Origin of the sequence: Limnohabitans sp. INBF002 (genome assembly GCF_027924905.1) — a bacterium.
Classification (GTDB): domain Bacteria; phylum Pseudomonadota; class Gammaproteobacteria; order Burkholderiales; family Burkholderiaceae_C; genus Limnohabitans.
Genome location: NZ_AP027055.1, coordinates 717,848 through 734,096, shown reverse-complemented (window position 1 = coordinate 734,096; position 16,249 = coordinate 717,848). Strand labels below are relative to the sequence as shown.

Below are 16,249 nucleotides of genomic sequence, written 5' to 3'. Positions count from 1 at the left end.
AATGAACCGCCCAACCAACGACAGTTTTATCCAACGCGAAGCCAACCAGTTCGCACTCTTAAATCAACGTCGGTTTGGGCCGTTTTTCTGGACGCAGTTTTGCGGTGCGGCGAACGACAACCTGTTCAAGTTCGCCTTCACCGTGATGGTGACCTACCAGCTCAGCGTGAGCTGGTTGCCCGTCTCCTTAGCGGGCTTGGTGATTGGGGCACTGTTCATCCTTCCCTATTTGTTGTTCTCGGCCACCAGTGGTCAGCTGGCCGAAAAGTACGCACACCCCGTCATCATGCGGTGGGTCAAAAACTGTGAAATTGGCATCATGGCGCTCGCTGCTGTGGGCTTTATGACGGAGCAAGCCGCCGTGTTGCTGGCGTGCACGTTTTTGATGGGCTTGCACTCCACCGTGTTTGGGCCTGTGAAGTATTCGTATTTGCCACGCGTGCTGGATGAGCACGAACTCACGGGCGGCAATGGCATGACCGAGATGGGCACCTTTGTGGCCATTTTGTTGGGCAATGTGGCGGGTGGTTTGTTGGTGGCCGTGCCTGACATTGGCCATGCCACAGTCGCTGTGGCTTGCGTGGCCGTGGCGGTGTTTGGCCGCTGGATGAGCGGACGCATTCCCCCGCTCAGCCCAACCCACCCCGAGCAAACCATCAACTGGAACCCCATCACCGAAACGCTACACAACTTGGGTCTGGCGCGCGCCAACGCCAAAGTGTTTCAAACCCTGCTGGGCATCAGCTGGATGTGGTTTTTTGGTGCGGTCTTTTTGAGCCAGTTTCCTAGCTTTGCCAAAGAAGTGCTGCACGGTGACGCGCAAGTGGCTTCGCTTTTGTTGGTGCTGTTTTCGGTGGGCATTGGTGCCGGTTCTCTCTTGTGCGAATACCTCAGCCGCGGCCGCGTGGAAATTGGCTTAGCGCCTTTGGGTGCAATAGGCATGACGCTGTTTGCGATGGACCTGTTCATGGCCTCTAACCAACTGCCCGATGTGCCGTTGATGGGCATTCAAATGTTCATGGCACACAGCCAGCATTGGCGCATCATGGCCGACTTGTTGTTGCTCAGCCTGTTCACTGGCATTTACAGCGTGCCCATGTATGCGCTGATTCAAATCGAGAGCAAGTCCCACGAAGTGGCGCGCATCATCGCGGCCAACAACATCATCAACGCGTTGTTCATGATTGCCAGCTCACTCATCGCAGGCGCCATGCTGAGTGCGGGCATGACCATCCCCGACATCTTCTTCTGGACAGGCGTGGCCAATGCGGCGGTCACGCTGGCCATCTTCGTGGCCGAACCCAGTTATTTGCGCCGATTTGCCGCTTGGCTGCGCGGGGTTTGACCCAGCGCAAGGGTGCGCCAGCTTCTTAGAATTAAGCTCTGCACCTACAAAGTCAAAACGTCTTGCCGTTCTATTCGAAAGTTCCTATGTCCGACACACTCACCGCCACATTGCCCACCCGCGAAGTCACCCTCGCTTGGTCTGACGCTTTGTCCTTAGAGCTGGACTTCATGGACGACACGCACCGTGAGTTTGTCGACCTGCTGGCCGCGACAGAACTGGCTGACGACGACACCTTGGCTGAGCGCTTCGCAGCGTTGATTGAACACACCGAAGACCACTTTGGTGGTGAAGACAAGTGGATGAAAGACACCAAGTTTTCATCCAGCAACTGCCACACCATGCAACACAACGTGGTGTTAGAAGTCATGCGCGAAGGCTTGCGCCGTGGCCGCGAAAAAGGCGACATGGCCGTGATGCGCCAAATGGCACACGAGCTGGGCATTTGGTTCCCTCAACACGCCCAAACCATGGATGCGGCTTTGGCCTTGCATCTGCGCCGTGTGGGCTATGACGCTGTGACTGGCATCGTCACTGCGCCTGAGGCTTTGCCTGAAGATGAGATTCACGGCAGCGGTAGCTGTGGTGATGGTGGGTGCGCTTAACTGGCCTTTTAGTTCGCTCTGTTGCCTCTTTGGCTTGAGACGGCCCATGCAACTTGGGCGCCTTGTTACGCTCATGTCCCCCGAGAGGCGCTGTGCGCCTCTCTCCTCCTTGACTTCGCTTCACAAGACACCCAAGCTGCATGAGCCTTTGGGTTTGCGTGCGAATGCTTGCCGCAGAGACCTTGGTTACAAAGCCGTGACTTTTAAAGCTTGCAAAGCCGAAGGCAAGCAAGCAAGCATCTTCGTGCGCGACGAGAGGGGTTTGGGTATCTGTTGTAGCGAAGTCAAGGAGGAGATTCAGGCTTTGCCTGAATCGGGGGACATGAGTGTAAACAGGTGCCCAAACCCCTCGCCTCCCGAGCAAAAGCAAAGAAGCTCAAGCGTAACGCGTACGAGCCAACGCAGCCCCAGCCGCCAAAGCCTCCAGCTTCTTCACCGCCACCTCACGGCTCATCGGCGCCAAACCACAGTTGGTGCAAGCAATCAAACGGTTCTTAGGCACGTACTTCAAAGCCATGCCAATCGTGTCGGCAATTTGCTCCGGCGTTTCAATCACATCGCTGGCCACATCAATCACCCCCACCATCACGTCTTTGCCTTCCAGCAACGCCATCATCTCAGGCGGCACATGTGAGTGGTAACACTCGAGGCTCACTTGCTGGATGCTGCTCTTGGCCAAAGCTGGCAACACTTTTTCGTATTGACGCCACTCGTCGCCCAAGGTCTTCTTCCAGTTGTTGTTGGCCTCGATGCCGTAGCCGTAACAAATGTGAACGGCGGTGGTGCAGGTCAAACCTTGCGCGGCGCGCTCTAGCGCTTTGACACCCCAGTCTGCGGCCTCGTCGAGGTACACGTTGAACGCGGGTTCGTCAAACTGAATGATGTCCACGCCGTCAGCTTGCAGGGCCAAGGCTTCTTGGTTGAGCAATTCGGCAAAGGCAAATGCCATGTCGATGCGGCCTTGCACGGGGTCTTTGCCCTTGCCGTAGAAACGGTCGGCCACGGTGTCGACGATGGTCATGGGGCCGGGCAAGGTGAACTTGAGTTTTTTCTTCGTGTGGGCGCGGGCCAACTGCGCTTCAAACGCATGCACACGGCCTTTCAACTTCAAAGGCGCAATCACTTGCGGCACTTGCGCGTCATAACGGTTGTTGCGAATGCCCATGGTGACTTTGTTCTCAAAGTCGATGCCTTCGACCTGCTCCAAAAAGCCATGCACAAAGTGTTGGCGCGATTGCTCGCCGTCGCCAATCACATCCAAGCCCGCATCTTCTTGTGCCTTGATCCACAGCAGCGTGGCGTCGGCTTTGGCTTGCAAAAGCGCGTCCCCCTCGGCTTGCCACTTAGGCCAGAGCTTGTGGGTCTCGGCCAACCATTCGGGTTTGGGCAAGCTGCCTGCGATTGCAGTTGAAAACATGGGTGGGTCTCCGGTGATTTGGTTTTAAGGTGTTAACGAAAACTCTTTGGCCAACAGCTCATACGAGCGGGCCTGGGCTGCGGCGTCGTGCGTCCAGGTGATGATGACCACTTCGTCGAGCTGCAAACGCTCGGCGAGCTTGCGCAACTTGTCTGCCACTTGTGGCGCACTGCCCACGAGAGCGCCCGCGCGCAACTCGGCCATGGCCACTTGTTCGGAGGCGTTGTAGTCGCGCACGGCTTGGTCGGGAGGCAACAAAGCGCCGATACGGCCCGTGTTGCGGTCCATCTTCCAACGGGCGCGGCTTTGAAACAAATGCCAAGCTTCGTCTTCGGTGTCAGCCGCCAAGGCCCACACGCACACGGTGGCACGCGGCTTGGGGTTGCGTTCGTTGGGGCGGTAGTTGGCGCGGTACAGGTTGAAAGCGTTGTCCACGCCCTGCCCTTCGGTGATGAAGTAGGCAAAGGCGTACGGCAGCCCCAAATGCGCGGCAAGCTGTGCGCCGTAGTCCGAGCTGCCCAACATCCACACATCGGGGGAGGTGGCGCCGCTGGGGTAGGCATACACGCCGTGGCCGGGATGGCCTGCGGGAATGGGCTCGCCCGTGACCCAAGCTTGCAGCTCCATCACTTGTTGTGGGAAGTTCTCTGAGGCGTGGCGATCGGGGTTGAGCAGTTGTGCTGTGCGGCCATCGCTGCCGGGCGCACGGCCCACGCCCAAGTCAATGCGACCAGGGGCCAGAGCATCGAGCACACGGAATTGTTCAGCAACCTTGAGGGGCGCGTAATGCGGCAGCATGACGCCCGCACTGCCCAGTCGAATGCGGGTGGTGCGTGCGGCAATGGCCGCCATCAACACCTCGGGCGCGGTGCCCACAATGCTGGGATGGCTGTGGTGTTCGCTCACCCAAAAACGGTGATAGCCCCAAGCCTCGCACTGAGGGGCGAGAGCCAAGGTTTGACGAATAGCGGCGTCTTGGCTTCGGCCAGCGGCAGCAACGGATTGATCGAGGACAGATAGTTTGAGCACGGACAGAGCTTAACTGGCTCTGCCGCCCTGCGCTGTCACGCAGGCACCAAGCCACACGGTTTACGCAGGCTGTGCACGCGAACGGCGGTTGATTTGACGCACAGACATCAGAGCGTCAAGGAAGCCATGCAACCAGTCCATGTCAATGGGTTTTTGCAACAACTGCACCCCATCAGGCAGGCCGCCTTTGGCTCGCACATCTTCCGGGCTCAACCCCGTCATGACCACGACCGCCAAATTGCTAAACAGGTTATGTGTGCTCAAGGTTTTTAAAAACTCAAAGCCGTCCACATTAGGCATCATCAAATCGGTCAACAGCACTTGCGGCTGCATGCTGGGCATATCCAGCAAAGCCTCCATGGCAGATGCATACATGACCACATCTAAAGGCAAGCCCCATTGGTCGAAATTAGTTTGCAGCATCAAACGTGTGCTTTCGTCATCTTCCACGACCAGCACGCGCAGGCGGTCTTCGCCCAGCATCATGGAGGCGGGTGCCAAGTTGTGACGGCGTTGGTAGTCATGGATCGACTGCAATGAAATGCGACGGTGACCACCTTGGGTTTTCCACGCTTTCAAATCGCTTTTCTCAACCAATCCTTGTACGGTGCCGACGGAGATGCCCAACATTTTGGCGGCGTAGCTGGTACCGCAATAACCGTCATAAGGCTCTTTAGAGGGGGGCATATTCATTGAAAGTTCCTATTCTCTTAACTAATCTGAGTAAAGTCGCACAAAAATGCAACCATTTGTATGCAATTATATATTCAGTTAAACCTATCAAAGTAATAAAAACGATGACGCGAAGATCAATCGATCAGAAACTCGCACCCAAATAAAAAAGCCCAGACACCGTGAGGTGGCTGGGCTTTCACAAAGCGGAAAAATTACTTCAAGGCCTTGAAGCGCACGCGCTTTGGCTTGGCACCTTCTTCACCCAAACGCTTCTTCTTGTCGGCTTCGTACTCTTGGTAGTTGCCGTCGAAGAACACCCATTGGCTGTCGCCTTCAGCGGCCAAGATGTGGGTGGCAATGCGGTCGAGGAACCAGCGGTCATGGCTAATCACCATGACGGAGCCCGCGAACTCCAAGAGCGCATCTTCCAAGGCGCGCAAGGTTTCCACGTCCAAGTCGTTCGATGGTTCGTCCAGCAGCAACACGTTACCGCCTTCGATCAAGGTCTTGGCCAAGTGCAAGCGACCACGCTCACCGCCGGACAACATGCCGACTTTCTTTTGCTGGTCGCCGCCGTTGAAGTTGAAACGGCCGCAATACGCACGGCTTGGCATTTGGAACTTGCCGACGTTCATGATGTCCAAACCACCGGAGATGTCTTCCCACACGGTTTTGTCATCGTTCAGGTCGTCGCGGCTTTGGTCCACAAAGGCCATCTTCACGGTTTGACCGATCTTGACTTCGCCTGTATCGGGCTGCTCTTTGCCTGCGATCAACTTGAACAAGGTTGACTTACCAGCGCCGTTGGGGCCGATGATGCCCACAATCGCGCCAGCAGGCACGGTGAAGCTGAGGTTGTCGATCAACACACGGTCGCCAAACGACTTGCTGACGTTCTTGAACTCGAACACTTCGTGGCCCAAACGCTCGGCCACAGGAATGAAAATTTCCTGGGTTTCGTTGCGCTTTTGGTATTCGTGATCAGACAACTCTTCAAAGCGGGCCAAACGCGCCTTGCTCTTGGCTTGACGGCCTTTGGGGTTGGAACGAGCCCACTCCAATTCTTTCTTCATGGCCTTGGAGCGTGCGTCTTCGGTGCGCTGCTCGGTAGCCAAACGGGCTTCTTTTTGCTCCAACCAGGTGGAGTAGTTGCCCTTGTAGGGAATGCCGTGGCCACGGTCGAGTTCCAAAATCCACTCGGCGGCGTTGTCCAAGAAGTAACGGTCATGGGTGATCGCCACCACGGTGCCTGAGAAGCGGGCCAAAAACTGTTCCAACCAGTCCACCGATTCGGCGTCCAAGTGGTTGGTGGGTTCGTCGAGCAACAGCATGTCGGGCTTGGACAGCAGCAAACGGCACAGAGCCACGCGGCGTTTTTCACCACCGGACAACTTGCCAATGATGGCGTCCCAAGCGGGCAAGCGCAGCGCGTCAGCCGCGATTTCGAGTTGGTGATCCGAGGCATCGCCAGCGGTGGCGATGATGGCTTCGAGTTGGGCTTGTTCAGCGGCCAAAGCGTCAAAGTCAGCGTCTTCTTCGGCGTAGGCGGCGTACACCTCTTCAAGGCGGGCTTGTGCGGCCTTGATGTCGCCCATGCCGCTTTCGACGGCTTCGCGCACGGTGTGCTCGGCATTGAGCTGGGGCTCTTGAGGCAAATATCCGATCTTCAGACCAGACATTGGAATAGCTTCGCCTTCGATCTCGGTGTCAATACCGGCCATGATCTTGAGCAAGGTGGACTTGCCCGAGCCGTTGGTGCCCAGCACGCCAATCTTGGCTCCGGGGAAGAAGGACAGAGAAATGTCTTTCAAGATCTGACGCTTGGGCGGCACGATCTTGCCGACGCGGTTCATACTAAATACGTACTGAGCCATTTGGTTTTCTTTCGGGTAGCGAATGCAATAAACCTCTCATTATCCTCGGCTGAGCGATACCCCCAAAAAGCAGGGTCAAAAACCAACTCAATAAAAAATAAATACACAAAACAACAATTTTTATCTTTATGAATATGAGAATACAATTTGCTACCTTATTTCAGAGCCCAATATGCTTAAAAAACTGGCAATTCAACTCATTTGTCTTTTAGGACTTGTTTCTACTTTCGTGAGCGCCCAAGGCAATCAACCCACAAGTTGGAAGTTTCAAAAAGACCAAGATAACAAATGCGTGGCTCAAAACCTTGCAAATCCTGGCTTGGAACTGATGGCTCAGAAGTTGACCATCACGACAAAAGAAACGTCTGATCTCAAAAGCTACGTTGTCTCAGTGAACGACCAAACCGTGGTGCCTATGAGCCGCGTTAACCTGACCGATACGGCCTGCAAATGCATTCGTATCCGCAACATGGGCGCATTGGCCGCGAACGATTTAAAGATTCGAATTCAAGGACAAACAACCAGCGACAAACCTGTCGAACTGGCTTTGAATGTCAAAGACATGGCCGCAGCACTGGAAGCGCTCAAGTCGGATACCTGTAAAAAATCGTAAAATAAAATTTGTCAGATCCGTGCGACAATCTGATCCGTTGCCGCCGCCAGTTGCCGCAACATCAGCACTTCTGCTGGAGCTGGTTCCAAACACTTCTGTTTGTGATTTCTAGAGCTCACCTGTAAATATTGCCGACCTTTGACTGGGTGGCCTTCGGGCCAAGCGGGTTGGTGTCATGCGCTGACATAAAGCGCTCCATCATGAAATTTGAAGATTTAAATTTGGCTCCGGCCATCCAAAAAGCTGTGGCCGAACAGGGCTACGAAACCCCCACCCCCATCCAAGCCCAAGCCATTCCAGCGGTCCTCGCTGGCCACGACTTGTTGGCAGGCGCCCAAACCGGCACCGGTAAAACAGCAGCCTTCACCCTGCCCATGCTGCACAAGCTCACCATGAGCCGCAGCAAAGAAAACAAATTTGGCGTGTACGGCGTGCGCGCCTTGGTGCTGACCCCCACCCGCGAACTCGCGGCCCAAGTGGAAGAGTCGGTGCGCAACTACGGCAAATACCTGCAGCTGACCTCCACCGTCATCTTTGGCGGCGTGGGCATGAACCCGCAAGTGGCTCGCATCAAAAAAGGCGTGGACATTTTGGTGGCCACCCCTGGCCGCCTGCTCGACTTGCAACAGCAAGGCCTGCTTGATTTGTCGACCGTGGAAATCTTGGTACTCGACGAAGCCGACCGCATGTTGGACATGGGCTTCATCCACGACGTCAAGAAAATCTTGGCGTTGGTGCCCAAAGACAAACAAAGCTTGTTGTTCTCTGCCACCTTCAGCGACGAAATTCGCGAGCTGGCCAACAACTTGCTCAAAGACCCACAAAGCATCCAAGTCACGCCCAGCAACACCACGGTGCAACGCATCACGCAAGTGGTTCACCCTGTGGGCCGTGGCAAGAAAAAGGCTTTGCTCGCACACATCATCAACGAGCACAACTGGAGCCAGGTGCTGGTGTTCACACGCACCAAGTTTGGCGCCAACAACGTGGCCGAGTTCTTGACCAAGAACGGCATCAGCGCCATGGCGCTGCACGGCAACAAGAGCCAAACCGCACGTACACAAGCGTTGTCAGGCTTCAAGACCGGCGAAATCCGAGCCTTGGTGGCCACCGACATCGCGGCACGCGGCATTGACATTGACGAGTTGCCACACGTGGTCAACTACGAAATCCCCAACATCAGCGAAGACTATGTGCACCGCATTGGCCGCACAGGCCGTGCTGGTTCAAGCGGCGAAGCCGTGAGCTTGGTGTCGTTGGACGAACAAGGTTTCATGCGTGACATTGAAATCTTCACCAAACAACAAGTGCCTGTGGTGGCCGTTGAAGGCTTTGGCCCAGATGCGGACGAAAAAGCCGAGCCTATCGCCATGGGCCGTCAAACCCTGTGGGGTGGCTTAGGCAAGCCACCAGGCCGTGACGTCATGGCAGCAGCAGCGAAGGCTGCGCGCGGCGAAATGATGCAACGCATTCGCGATACCAAAGCTGCTGGCGGCGGTCGCAATGGTGGTGGCGGTCGTGGTGGACAAGGTGGTGGCGGCGCAGAAGGTCGTGCCCCACGCCCCAGCGGCCATGTGAGCCGTGACCGCGTGGGTGATCGCCCCGCGCGCGATGGTGAACGCGCCCAATTCGGTGACCGGCCCCCACGCAGCGGCGAGCGTCCTGCACGTGATGGCAATCGCCCACAAGGTCAAGGTGCTCGTCCACCCCGTCAATTCGACAACCGTGGCCCACGCAACGATGCACCACGCCCACCGCGTGATTTCGATGCGCCCCGCGCCCCACGTCGCGACGACGACGAGTTCCAGCCCCGCGCCAACGCGCACTTGGGCACCCAAAGCGGCGTGAACGCCTTTGGCCACAAAACACAAGGTGGCGGTCAACGTCAACCTGACCCCACACGCACCAGCGTGGACCTCATGACCGAACGCAAACGCGGCGGTGGTGGTGGCGGTGGCTACGGCCGCCGTTCAGGTGGTGGTGGCGGTGGTGGCAATCGCTCTGGTGGTGGTGGCCGTTCAGGCGGTGGCTTTGGTGGTGGTGGCGGCGGTTACGCACGCTAAGCACACTTAGCCCCTCTCGCCTTGAATGGCGAGAAGCACAAAAAAGCCCGCTCATCAGCGGGCTTTTTTGTGGTCGTTGAATGGCATCAACCTTGACACTCGGGCACAGGCGTTGGCAAAGCCTTCTTCTCGTAAAAGGCACGCAAGTTGTCCATTGTCAAGGCGGCCATGGCGCGGCGCGTCTCCTCGGTTGAGCTGGCCATGTGCGGGGTAAGCACCACGTTGTGCATGCGGCGCAACTCAGGGTCTACCACCGGCTCATCCCAAAACACATCCAAAGCGGCTCCGGCCAAATTTTTCTCTTTCAAAGCCTGCACCAACGCCGGTTGATCGACCACCGAGCCGCGCGCGATGTTGATCAAATAACCTTTGGGGCCCAAGGCTTGCAGTACCGCTGCGCTGATCAGATTCTTGGTTTTGTCGCCACCGGGCACCGCCACCACAAGGTAGTCCACTTCAGCGGCCAAGGCCGTCACGGTTTTGTAAAAGGTGTAGGGCACATCGGCTTTGGCTTCCCGTCCCGTGTACGAGATGCGCATGTCAAACCCAGCTGCGCGCTTGGCAATGGCGCGGCCAATGCGCCCCATGCCCACAATGCCCACGCGCGCGCCCGTCACTTTGCGGGTCAGGGGAAAGGTGTCGCTCACCCAATCACCATTGCGCACAAACCGGTCGGCTTGCGGAATACGGCGGCCAATCGACAACACCAAGCCCATCGCCAGATCAGCCACATCGTCGGTCAACACGCCTGGCGTGTGGGTGACAACAATGCCTTTCTCTTTGGCTGCAAACACGTCCACACCGTCGTAGCCGACGCCACAAATGGCAATCAGTTTGACGTTGGGCAACATGCTCAGCAATTTTTTGTCCACCATCGCCGCACCCGTACCGACCAACGCGGTCACCTTACTCAAAGCACCTGGGTCTTTGATGTGGGTGTGGTCGTGCACGATGTAGTTTTCTTCTTGCAGCGCGTTCATCATGAACGGCGGCAAGGGTGACACTTGCATGATTTCTTGAGCCATGGCGGAATCCTCCAGCTTGTTCTTTTTTATGAGCCCTACTCTACCCGCTGATTGGCTAACATGACAGGCTATGACTGAAGGCTCCCCCACTCTCACCATCGAAGGCGCAACCGCCACCCTCACCCTGCGCCGTCCCTCGTTACGCAACAGCTTGACCGACGAAGACCTCAAGGCGCTGCTGGCCCACTTTGAGACACTCAACCGCAATATGGCCGTGCAAGTGGTGGTCTTGCGCGCAGAGACCACAGGACAAAAACAAGCGGTGTTCAGCGCGGGCTACAACGTGGGCGGGTTTGACAACGACCCCATGGCCCCTTTGTTCTTTGAAAAAATTCCAGAGGCTTTGGAACGCCTGCGGCCTGTGACGATCTGTGCATTAAACGGCAGCGTGTATGGCGGCGCGACAGACTTGGTGTTGGCCTGTGATTTCATTGTGGCGCAACGCGGTTTGTCTTGGCGCATGCCGGCTTGCGCGCTGGGCTTGCACTACTACCCCAGCGGCCTGCGACGCTATGTGAGCCGCTTGGGTCTACAAGCCACCAAGCGGGCTTTCTTGCTGGGGCGATCTATGGCGTTTGAAGACTTAGAAACGCTAGGGCTGTTTGAAGCACTTGTTGAAGCCGAGGCGTTTGAGGCCGCACTTGAGACAACGGTGCGCACTGTGTGTGGCATGGCACCTTTGGCGCTACAGACCACCAAAAAAAGTTTGAACGACATAGCGGCTGGTTTGTACAACGAACCCGCGCTCAAAGAACGTTCACGCCAATCGGTGTACAGCCACGACTTTGCAGAAGGCCGTGCTGCTTTTGCTGAGCGACGTGCCCCCAAATTCACGGGCACTTGAAAGTTGGTGCTTGGCATAAAAAATGGGAGCCCAAAGGCTCCCATTTTGTTTTGGCCCCTAACAAGGGGAGCCCCGGCTGAAATTAAGCCTTCTTGGCGTAAGCCGAGCACCAGCCTTTGCCAGCCACTTGCTTGCCAGCAAACAAGGGGCAACCACCAGCAGCGTCAGCCGCTTTGCCTTGGAACAACGCGCAGTTGCTGCACTGTTGACCCGCAGCGTATTTGGGTTGCTTGGCTTTGTCCACTTTGGTGGCGTCAGCTTTGTAGTTCAAGCCAGCGGCTTGTGGGTCTTTCTCGTCCACCATTGCTGCTTGTGCAGCAGTTGTTGCAAAGGCGGCAACGCCAGCAACAGAAATGGTTTGCATCATGAATACGCGACGGTTGGTAGGTTGGTTCATCAAAGTCACCTCGGCAAAGTTATCAATTGGGCCAGAAGATGCTGGCATTCGTTATCTTAACGACTGATCGGGGGGTTGCCCTTGACCCGCATCAAGTGCCCTCAGTTTTGACTGCGTTTTTGAAGTTTTTGCTCGGCAAGACGTAACGCATCGCCTGTGTCGACGTCCAGCACGCAACCTTCGTCGTCAACTGGCAAGCGAAACACCGGATGCTGCCAGACTACCGCACGCGCGCCTTGATCACCCGTGAGTTCCATCAAAGCCGCACCACACGACGCACCAAAACCCACAGGATGGCCTTGCTGCCCTTGGTAAATCGGTGCCACCACCTCATGTTGCTGCAAGGCCGAGGCGATGGTTAGCAAGGTTTGAGCTTGAATCAGGGGCAAGTCTGCGGGCAATATGAGCCAGCCCTTCGCCCCTTGTGTGGCTGCCACACCGCAGGCAATGCTGTCTCCCATGCCTGGATTTGACAAATGCGCTGTGTGCCCACGCTCCACCACATGCCAAGGCAAGCCGCTGGCGTGCACGGCAGCCAACACATGGTCACGCACAAAGCGGCCGCACAACAAAGCTTGCAGCTTGTTTTCACCAGCGCCAGACGCCTTGAAGCGCTCACCCTTGCCGGCCGCCAAGACGATGACCGTGGGCAACCAGGTCACGCTTTGACGCAAGACGATTCGGTCGCCAAAGGCGCAGCCACTGCCGCGTTTTTAATTTGCACGATTTGCGCAATGATGGACACCGCAATTTCTGCGGGTGTTTTAGCGCCAATGTTCAAACCTACTGGGCCATGCAATCGCTCAAGGGCCTCTGCACCCACGTCAAAGTGTTCCATTAAGCGTTGTTTGCGCGTGGCCTGGTTGCGGCGTGAGCCGAGTGCCCCCACATAAAACGCCTCCGAATTCAAAGCCTCCATCAAGGCCATGTCGTCCAATTTGGAATCGTGCGTCAGCGCCACGATGGCGGTGTGTGCGTCAGGTTTGAGGTCTAGCACCGCATCGTCAGGCATGCCCATGACGCGCGTCACACCATCCAAGCCCAAAGTGGCGGCGTACTCCTCACGTGGATCGCAGACCAGCACCTCGAAATCGAGCAACTTGGCCATGTGCGCCACGGCTTGGCTGAGTTGGCCTGCGCCAATCAACAACAAGCGCCAGCGTGGGCCAAATAAAGTGGTGAGCGTGAGGCCATCGAACTGCAGACCATCTCCGCGAGCGGCTTCGCTGAGCGTGACTTCTCCTGTCGACAACTGCAAAGTACGCGCCACCAATTGGTGCGAAGACGTGCGGTGTAACACCTCTTCAATCCACGCCACATCTTTGACGGGCTCTTGCACCAACCGTAACGTCCCGCCGCAGGGCAAGCCAAAGCGCGCAGCTTCTTCTTTGCTCACGCCATAGGCCACCATGGACGGGTGCGTGAGCGCGTCGTATTCACCAGCTTTGATGCGGGCAATCAAATCGTCTTCAACGCAACCACCCGACACCGAGCCACTGACCACACCATCGTCACGCACGGCGAGCAAAGCCCCCGGTGGGCGCGGGGCACTGCCCCACGTTTCCACCACCGTGACCAAGGTGACGCGCCGCCCAGCTTGACGCCAAGCCAGCACGTCCCCCAACACACGCAGGTCTAAGCTCTCCATGTCGTGCCTTTAAGCAACGGCGGTTTGCTTGAGCGCCTCGGCCGTGATGGGCAAGCGACGCACGCGTTTGCCTGTCAGCTTGGCCACCGCGTTGGCAATGGCGGGTGCCACCACCGCCGTGGCCGGCTCGCCAATACCGCCAGGCTTCTCTGTGCTCTTGACCAACACGATGTCAATCTTGGGCACCTCGTGCATGCGCACAGGCTGGAAGTTGTGATAGTTGGTCTCTTGCACACGACCCTGGGTCATGGTGATTTGGTGCTTGAGCGCCGCGCCCATGCCAAAGATGATGCTGGACTGCAACTGCGCTTCCACCGTGTCGGGGTTGACCATATGGCCCATGTCTGCGGCCACCGTCACGCGATGCACTTGCACCTCGCCATTGGCATCCACGCTCACCTCGGCCACCTGGGCCATGTAAGTGTCATAGCCTTCCATCAAAGCGATGCCGAGTGCACGACCTTTGGCCAGTGGCTTGCCCCAGCCGGCTTTGTCGGCGGCAAGCTTGAGCACATGGGCAAAGCGAGGTTTACCGGCGAGCAAGCTCATGCGGTATTCATACGGATCTTTGCCAGCGGCTTTGGCCAGCTCGTCCATGAAGCTTTCGTTGGCGAAGGCGTTCATGTTATGACTCACCGCACGCCAGTAGCCCACGCGCACGCCGGTGTCGTGAATGACCAAGTCGTGCTGGGTATTGGCAATGTTGTAGCCGGCCACAGCAGCTTCAGCCATGAACGGGTCCATCGTGTCTTTGGGCAAGCCAAAGGCGCGTTGCGTGACCGACTGCGACGCCACTTTGAAATGCAAAGCGACGGGCTTGCCTGACGCATCCAAACCGGCTTTGAGTTGGTTCACACCCACGGGGCGATAGAAGTCATGCGTCATGTCGTCTTCGCGGGTCCACAGCAATTTGACGGGCTTGTTCACGGCCTTTGAAATTTGCGCAGCTTGCACGATGAAGTCCAGCTCCAAGCGACGGCCAAAGCCACCGCCCAAGAAGGTGGTTTGCAATGTGACGTCTTCTGGCTTGAAACCCAAAGCGCCCGCCACGGCACCTTGCGCACCTTGTTGGAACTGCGTGGGGCCAATCAGCAACGCCTTGTTGCCTTGCACATGGGCCGTGAAGTTCATCGGCTCCAGTGGCGCGTGCGCCTGCATAGGGATGACGTACTCGGCTTCCACCACTTTGGCAGCCCCTTTGAGGGCGGCAGCCACATCGCCTTGCGGCTTGGTGATTTCCAGCACTTTGCCGGTTTTCAGGGCTTGGCGTGTGCCGTCAATCACGCTGGCATCGCTCAAGGCCGCACCTGCGCCCTCGTCCCATTGGATGGTCAGCAAGTCGCGGGCTTTTTTGGCTTGCCACCAGCTGTTGGCGACCACAGCCACGCCGTCGTTGATTTGCACCACGTCGATCACGCCAGCCGAAGCTTTGGCCTTTGCGCCATCAAAGCTCTTGACCTTGCCGCCAATCACGGGGCATTGCGCCAGCGAGGCGTACACCATGCCGGGCAACTTCACGTCAATGCCGAACTCTGCCGTGCCATTCACCTTAGCCGGTGTGTCCACACGCTTGGTGCGCTTGCCCACGATTTTGAAATCTTTGGGGTCTTTCATCGGTGGCTTCTCGGGCACGGGCATGCGAGCTGCAGCTTCGGCCAATTCACCATAAGTGGACTTCAAGCCCTTCGGGCCATAAACCATGCCTTTGTCAGCGCGGATCAAATCGCGATCCACCGCCCAACGTGCAGCAGCTGCGGTGATCAGCATTTCGCGCACTTGCGCGCCTGCGACGCGGAGCTTGAGCCAGCCATCGCGCACCGAAGTGGAACCGCCTGTGATTTGCGCACCCAACAAGGCATTGACATACACCGCATCAGGCGGTGCTGCAGCCACTTTGATTTGGCTGATGTCGACATGGAGCTCTTCGGCAATCAACATGGGCATGGACGTGTACACGCCTTGGCCCATTTCAGAGCGGGCCGAGAGCAGTGTGATGACGTTGTTGTCGGCAATGTGTACCCACGCATTGGGCGTGTGCACGGTGCCTGCGGCCATGGCTTCGCCAAGTGTGCCGGGCAGGTTAAAGCCGAGCATCAAGCCGCCGGTCACGGCAGCCGAGGCTTGGAGGAAGGAGCGACGCGAGGTGTGTGTCTGTGTCATGTGGATTCTCCGTGCGTTCAAGCTTTGCGCATCATGGCGGCGGCATCTTTGATGGCGGCGCGCACGCGGGTGTAAGTGCCGCAGCGGCACAGGTTGCCACTCATGGCTTGGTCAATCTCAGCGTCACTGGGATTCTTGTTTTTGGCCAGCAAAGCTGCCGCGCTCATCAACTGACCCGATTGGCAGTAGCCGCACTGAGGCACATCGTGTTTGATCCACGCCACTTGCAAAGGGTGGCTGTTGTCTTTGGAGAGGCTTTCCACGGTGGCGACTTTTTTGCCAGAAACGCTAGAAAGTGGGGTTTGGCAAGAACGTGTGGGCTGACCGTCCACATGCACGGTGCAAGCGCCACACAAAGCAGCGCCACAGCCAAACTTAGTGCCCGTCAGGCCCAACTCATCGCGAATCACCCACAACAGGGGGGTGTCTGTTTCGGCGTTGGCCTTGGTGGCTTTGCCGTTGATCTGAAAATCGACACTCATCAACGTCTCCTCAAAATAAGTACAGTGGAGTATCAATGAAAAGTATTTACGATGCGTGAACCTCCTTTTCGG

14 protein-coding genes and 1 pseudogene are annotated in these 16,249 nt (G+C 57.1%); 5 read left to right on the top strand and 10 right to left on the bottom strand.

Going from position 1 to position 16,249, the window contains the following annotated elements; translation table 11 throughout:
• Position 1: 1 nt before the first annotated feature.
• Both QMG15_RS03700 and QMG15_RS03695 read left to right on the top strand, forming a co-directional pair.
• Positions 2-1,333 (top strand): annotated as a pseudogene (locus QMG15_RS03700) (MFS transporter); the annotation flags it as partial.
• A gap of 98 nt (positions 1,334-1,431) precedes the next feature.
• Positions 1,432-1,950: a hemerythrin domain-containing protein gene (locus QMG15_RS03695; RefSeq protein ID WP_281789563.1), complete on the top strand. Its 519-nt coding sequence runs from the start codon at positions 1,432-1,434 to the stop codon at positions 1,948-1,950.
• A 376-nt stretch (positions 1,951-2,326) separates the two neighbouring features.
• On the opposite strand, the gene QMG15_RS03690 is transcribed toward QMG15_RS03695, so the two are convergent.
• The 4 genes from QMG15_RS03690 to ettA all read right to left on the bottom strand — a co-directional run bounded on the left by QMG15_RS03690 (position 2,327) and on the right by ettA (position 6,945).
• Positions 2,327-3,367, bottom strand: a complete 1,041-nt coding sequence (locus tag QMG15_RS03690) for a methionine synthase (protein WP_281789562.1) — start codon at positions 3,365-3,367, stop codon at positions 2,327-2,329.
• 24 nt (positions 3,368-3,391) lie between these two features.
• Entirely contained in the window at positions 3,392-4,396 is a 1,005-nt protein-coding gene (locus tag QMG15_RS03685) for an LLM class flavin-dependent oxidoreductase (protein WP_281789561.1), read from the bottom strand.
• A gap of 60 nt (positions 4,397-4,456) precedes the next feature.
• Entirely contained in the window at positions 4,457-5,089 is a 633-nt protein-coding gene (locus QMG15_RS03680; RefSeq protein ID WP_281789560.1) for a response regulator, read from the bottom strand.
• Positions 5,090-5,283: 194 nt separating this feature from the next.
• Entirely contained in the window at positions 5,284-6,945 is a 1,662-nt protein-coding gene (gene ettA / locus QMG15_RS03675; RefSeq protein ID WP_108359156.1) for an energy-dependent translational throttle protein EttA, read from the bottom strand.
• A gap of 172 nt (positions 6,946-7,117) precedes the next feature.
• On the opposite strand from ettA, the gene QMG15_RS03670 reads away from it, so the two are divergent.
• Positions 7,118-7,558, top strand: a complete 441-nt coding sequence (locus QMG15_RS03670) for a hypothetical protein (protein ID WP_281789559.1) — start codon at positions 7,118-7,120, stop codon at positions 7,556-7,558.
• 200 nt (positions 7,559-7,758) lie between these two features.
• Positions 7,759-9,621, top strand: coding sequence for a DEAD/DEAH box helicase (locus tag QMG15_RS03665; RefSeq protein ID WP_281789558.1), 1,863 nt, complete (start codon positions 7,759-7,761; stop codon positions 9,619-9,621).
• Positions 9,622-9,707: 86 nt separating this feature from the next.
• Here QMG15_RS03665 and QMG15_RS03660 read toward each other — a convergent pair whose 3' ends face one another.
• Positions 9,708-10,646, bottom strand: coding sequence for a 2-hydroxyacid dehydrogenase (locus QMG15_RS03660; RefSeq protein WP_281789557.1), 939 nt, complete (start codon positions 10,644-10,646; stop codon positions 9,708-9,710).
• Between the two features lie 70 nt (positions 10,647-10,716).
• On the opposite strand from QMG15_RS03660, the gene QMG15_RS03655 reads away from it, so the two are divergent.
• Positions 10,717-11,490, top strand: a complete 774-nt coding sequence (locus QMG15_RS03655; RefSeq protein ID WP_281789556.1) for an enoyl-CoA hydratase-related protein — start codon at positions 10,717-10,719, stop codon at positions 11,488-11,490.
• An 82-nt stretch (positions 11,491-11,572) separates the two neighbouring features.
• Here QMG15_RS03655 and QMG15_RS03650 read toward each other — a convergent pair whose 3' ends face one another.
• The 5 genes from QMG15_RS03650 to QMG15_RS03630 all read right to left on the bottom strand — a co-directional run bounded on the left by QMG15_RS03650 (position 11,573) and on the right by QMG15_RS03630 (position 16,177).
• Entirely contained in the window at positions 11,573-11,887 is a 315-nt protein-coding gene (locus tag QMG15_RS03650) for a high-potential iron-sulfur protein (protein WP_281789555.1), read from the bottom strand.
• Between the two features lie 101 nt (positions 11,888-11,988).
• Entirely contained in the window at positions 11,989-12,549 is a 561-nt protein-coding gene (locus QMG15_RS03645; protein ID WP_281789554.1) for a nucleotidyltransferase family protein, read from the bottom strand.
• Positions 12,546-13,535, bottom strand: a complete 990-nt coding sequence (locus QMG15_RS03640; RefSeq protein WP_281789553.1) for an XdhC family protein — start codon at positions 13,533-13,535, stop codon at positions 12,546-12,548. The genes QMG15_RS03645 and QMG15_RS03640 overlap by 4 nt, the downstream gene beginning before the upstream one ends.
• Positions 13,536-13,544: 9 nt before the next feature.
• A complete protein-coding gene (locus QMG15_RS03635) occupies positions 13,545-15,695 on the bottom strand; it encodes a xanthine dehydrogenase family protein molybdopterin-binding subunit (protein ID WP_281789552.1) in 2,151 nt (716 codons plus the stop codon).
• 17 nt (positions 15,696-15,712) lie between these two features.
• Entirely contained in the window at positions 15,713-16,177 is a 465-nt protein-coding gene (locus tag QMG15_RS03630; RefSeq protein WP_281789551.1) for a (2Fe-2S)-binding protein, read from the bottom strand.
• Positions 16,178-16,249: the final 72 nt, after the last annotated feature.

Bases quoted from the DNA above. Each gene is read 5' to 3' on its own strand.
- QMG15_RS03635 (WP_281789552.1), bottom strand. From the start codon at position 15,695: ATGACACAGACACACACCTCGCGTCGCTCCTTCCTCCAAGCCTCGGCT.
- QMG15_RS03655 (WP_281789556.1), top strand. From the start codon at position 10,717: ATGACTGAAGGCTCCCCCACTCTCACCATCGAAGGCGCAACCGCCACC.
- QMG15_RS03660 (WP_281789557.1), bottom strand. From the start codon at position 10,646: ATGGCTCAAGAAATCATGCAAGTGTCACCCTTGCCGCCGTTCATGATG.
- QMG15_RS03665 (WP_281789558.1), top strand. From the start codon at position 7,759: ATGAAATTTGAAGATTTAAATTTGGCTCCGGCCATCCAAAAAGCTGTG.
- QMG15_RS03650 (WP_281789555.1), bottom strand. From the start codon at position 11,887: ATGAACCAACCTACCAACCGTCGCGTATTCATGATGCAAACCATTTCT.
- QMG15_RS03670 (WP_281789559.1), top strand. From the start codon at position 7,118: ATGCTTAAAAAACTGGCAATTCAACTCATTTGTCTTTTAGGACTTGTT.
- QMG15_RS03680 (WP_281789560.1), bottom strand. From the start codon at position 5,089: ATGAATATGCCCCCCTCTAAAGAGCCTTATGACGGTTATTGCGGTACC.
- QMG15_RS03630 (WP_281789551.1), bottom strand. From the start codon at position 16,177: ATGAGTGTCGATTTTCAGATCAACGGCAAAGCCACCAAGGCCAACGCC.
- QMG15_RS03695 (WP_281789563.1), top strand. From the start codon at position 1,432: ATGTCCGACACACTCACCGCCACATTGCCCACCCGCGAAGTCACCCTC.
- ettA (WP_108359156.1), bottom strand. From the start codon at position 6,945: ATGGCTCAGTACGTATTTAGTATGAACCGCGTCGGCAAGATCGTGCCG.
- QMG15_RS03640 (WP_281789553.1), bottom strand. From the start codon at position 13,535: ATGGAGAGCTTAGACCTGCGTGTGTTGGGGGACGTGCTGGCTTGGCGT.
- QMG15_RS03690 (WP_281789562.1), bottom strand. From the start codon at position 3,367: ATGTTTTCAACTGCAATCGCAGGCAGCTTGCCCAAACCCGAATGGTTG.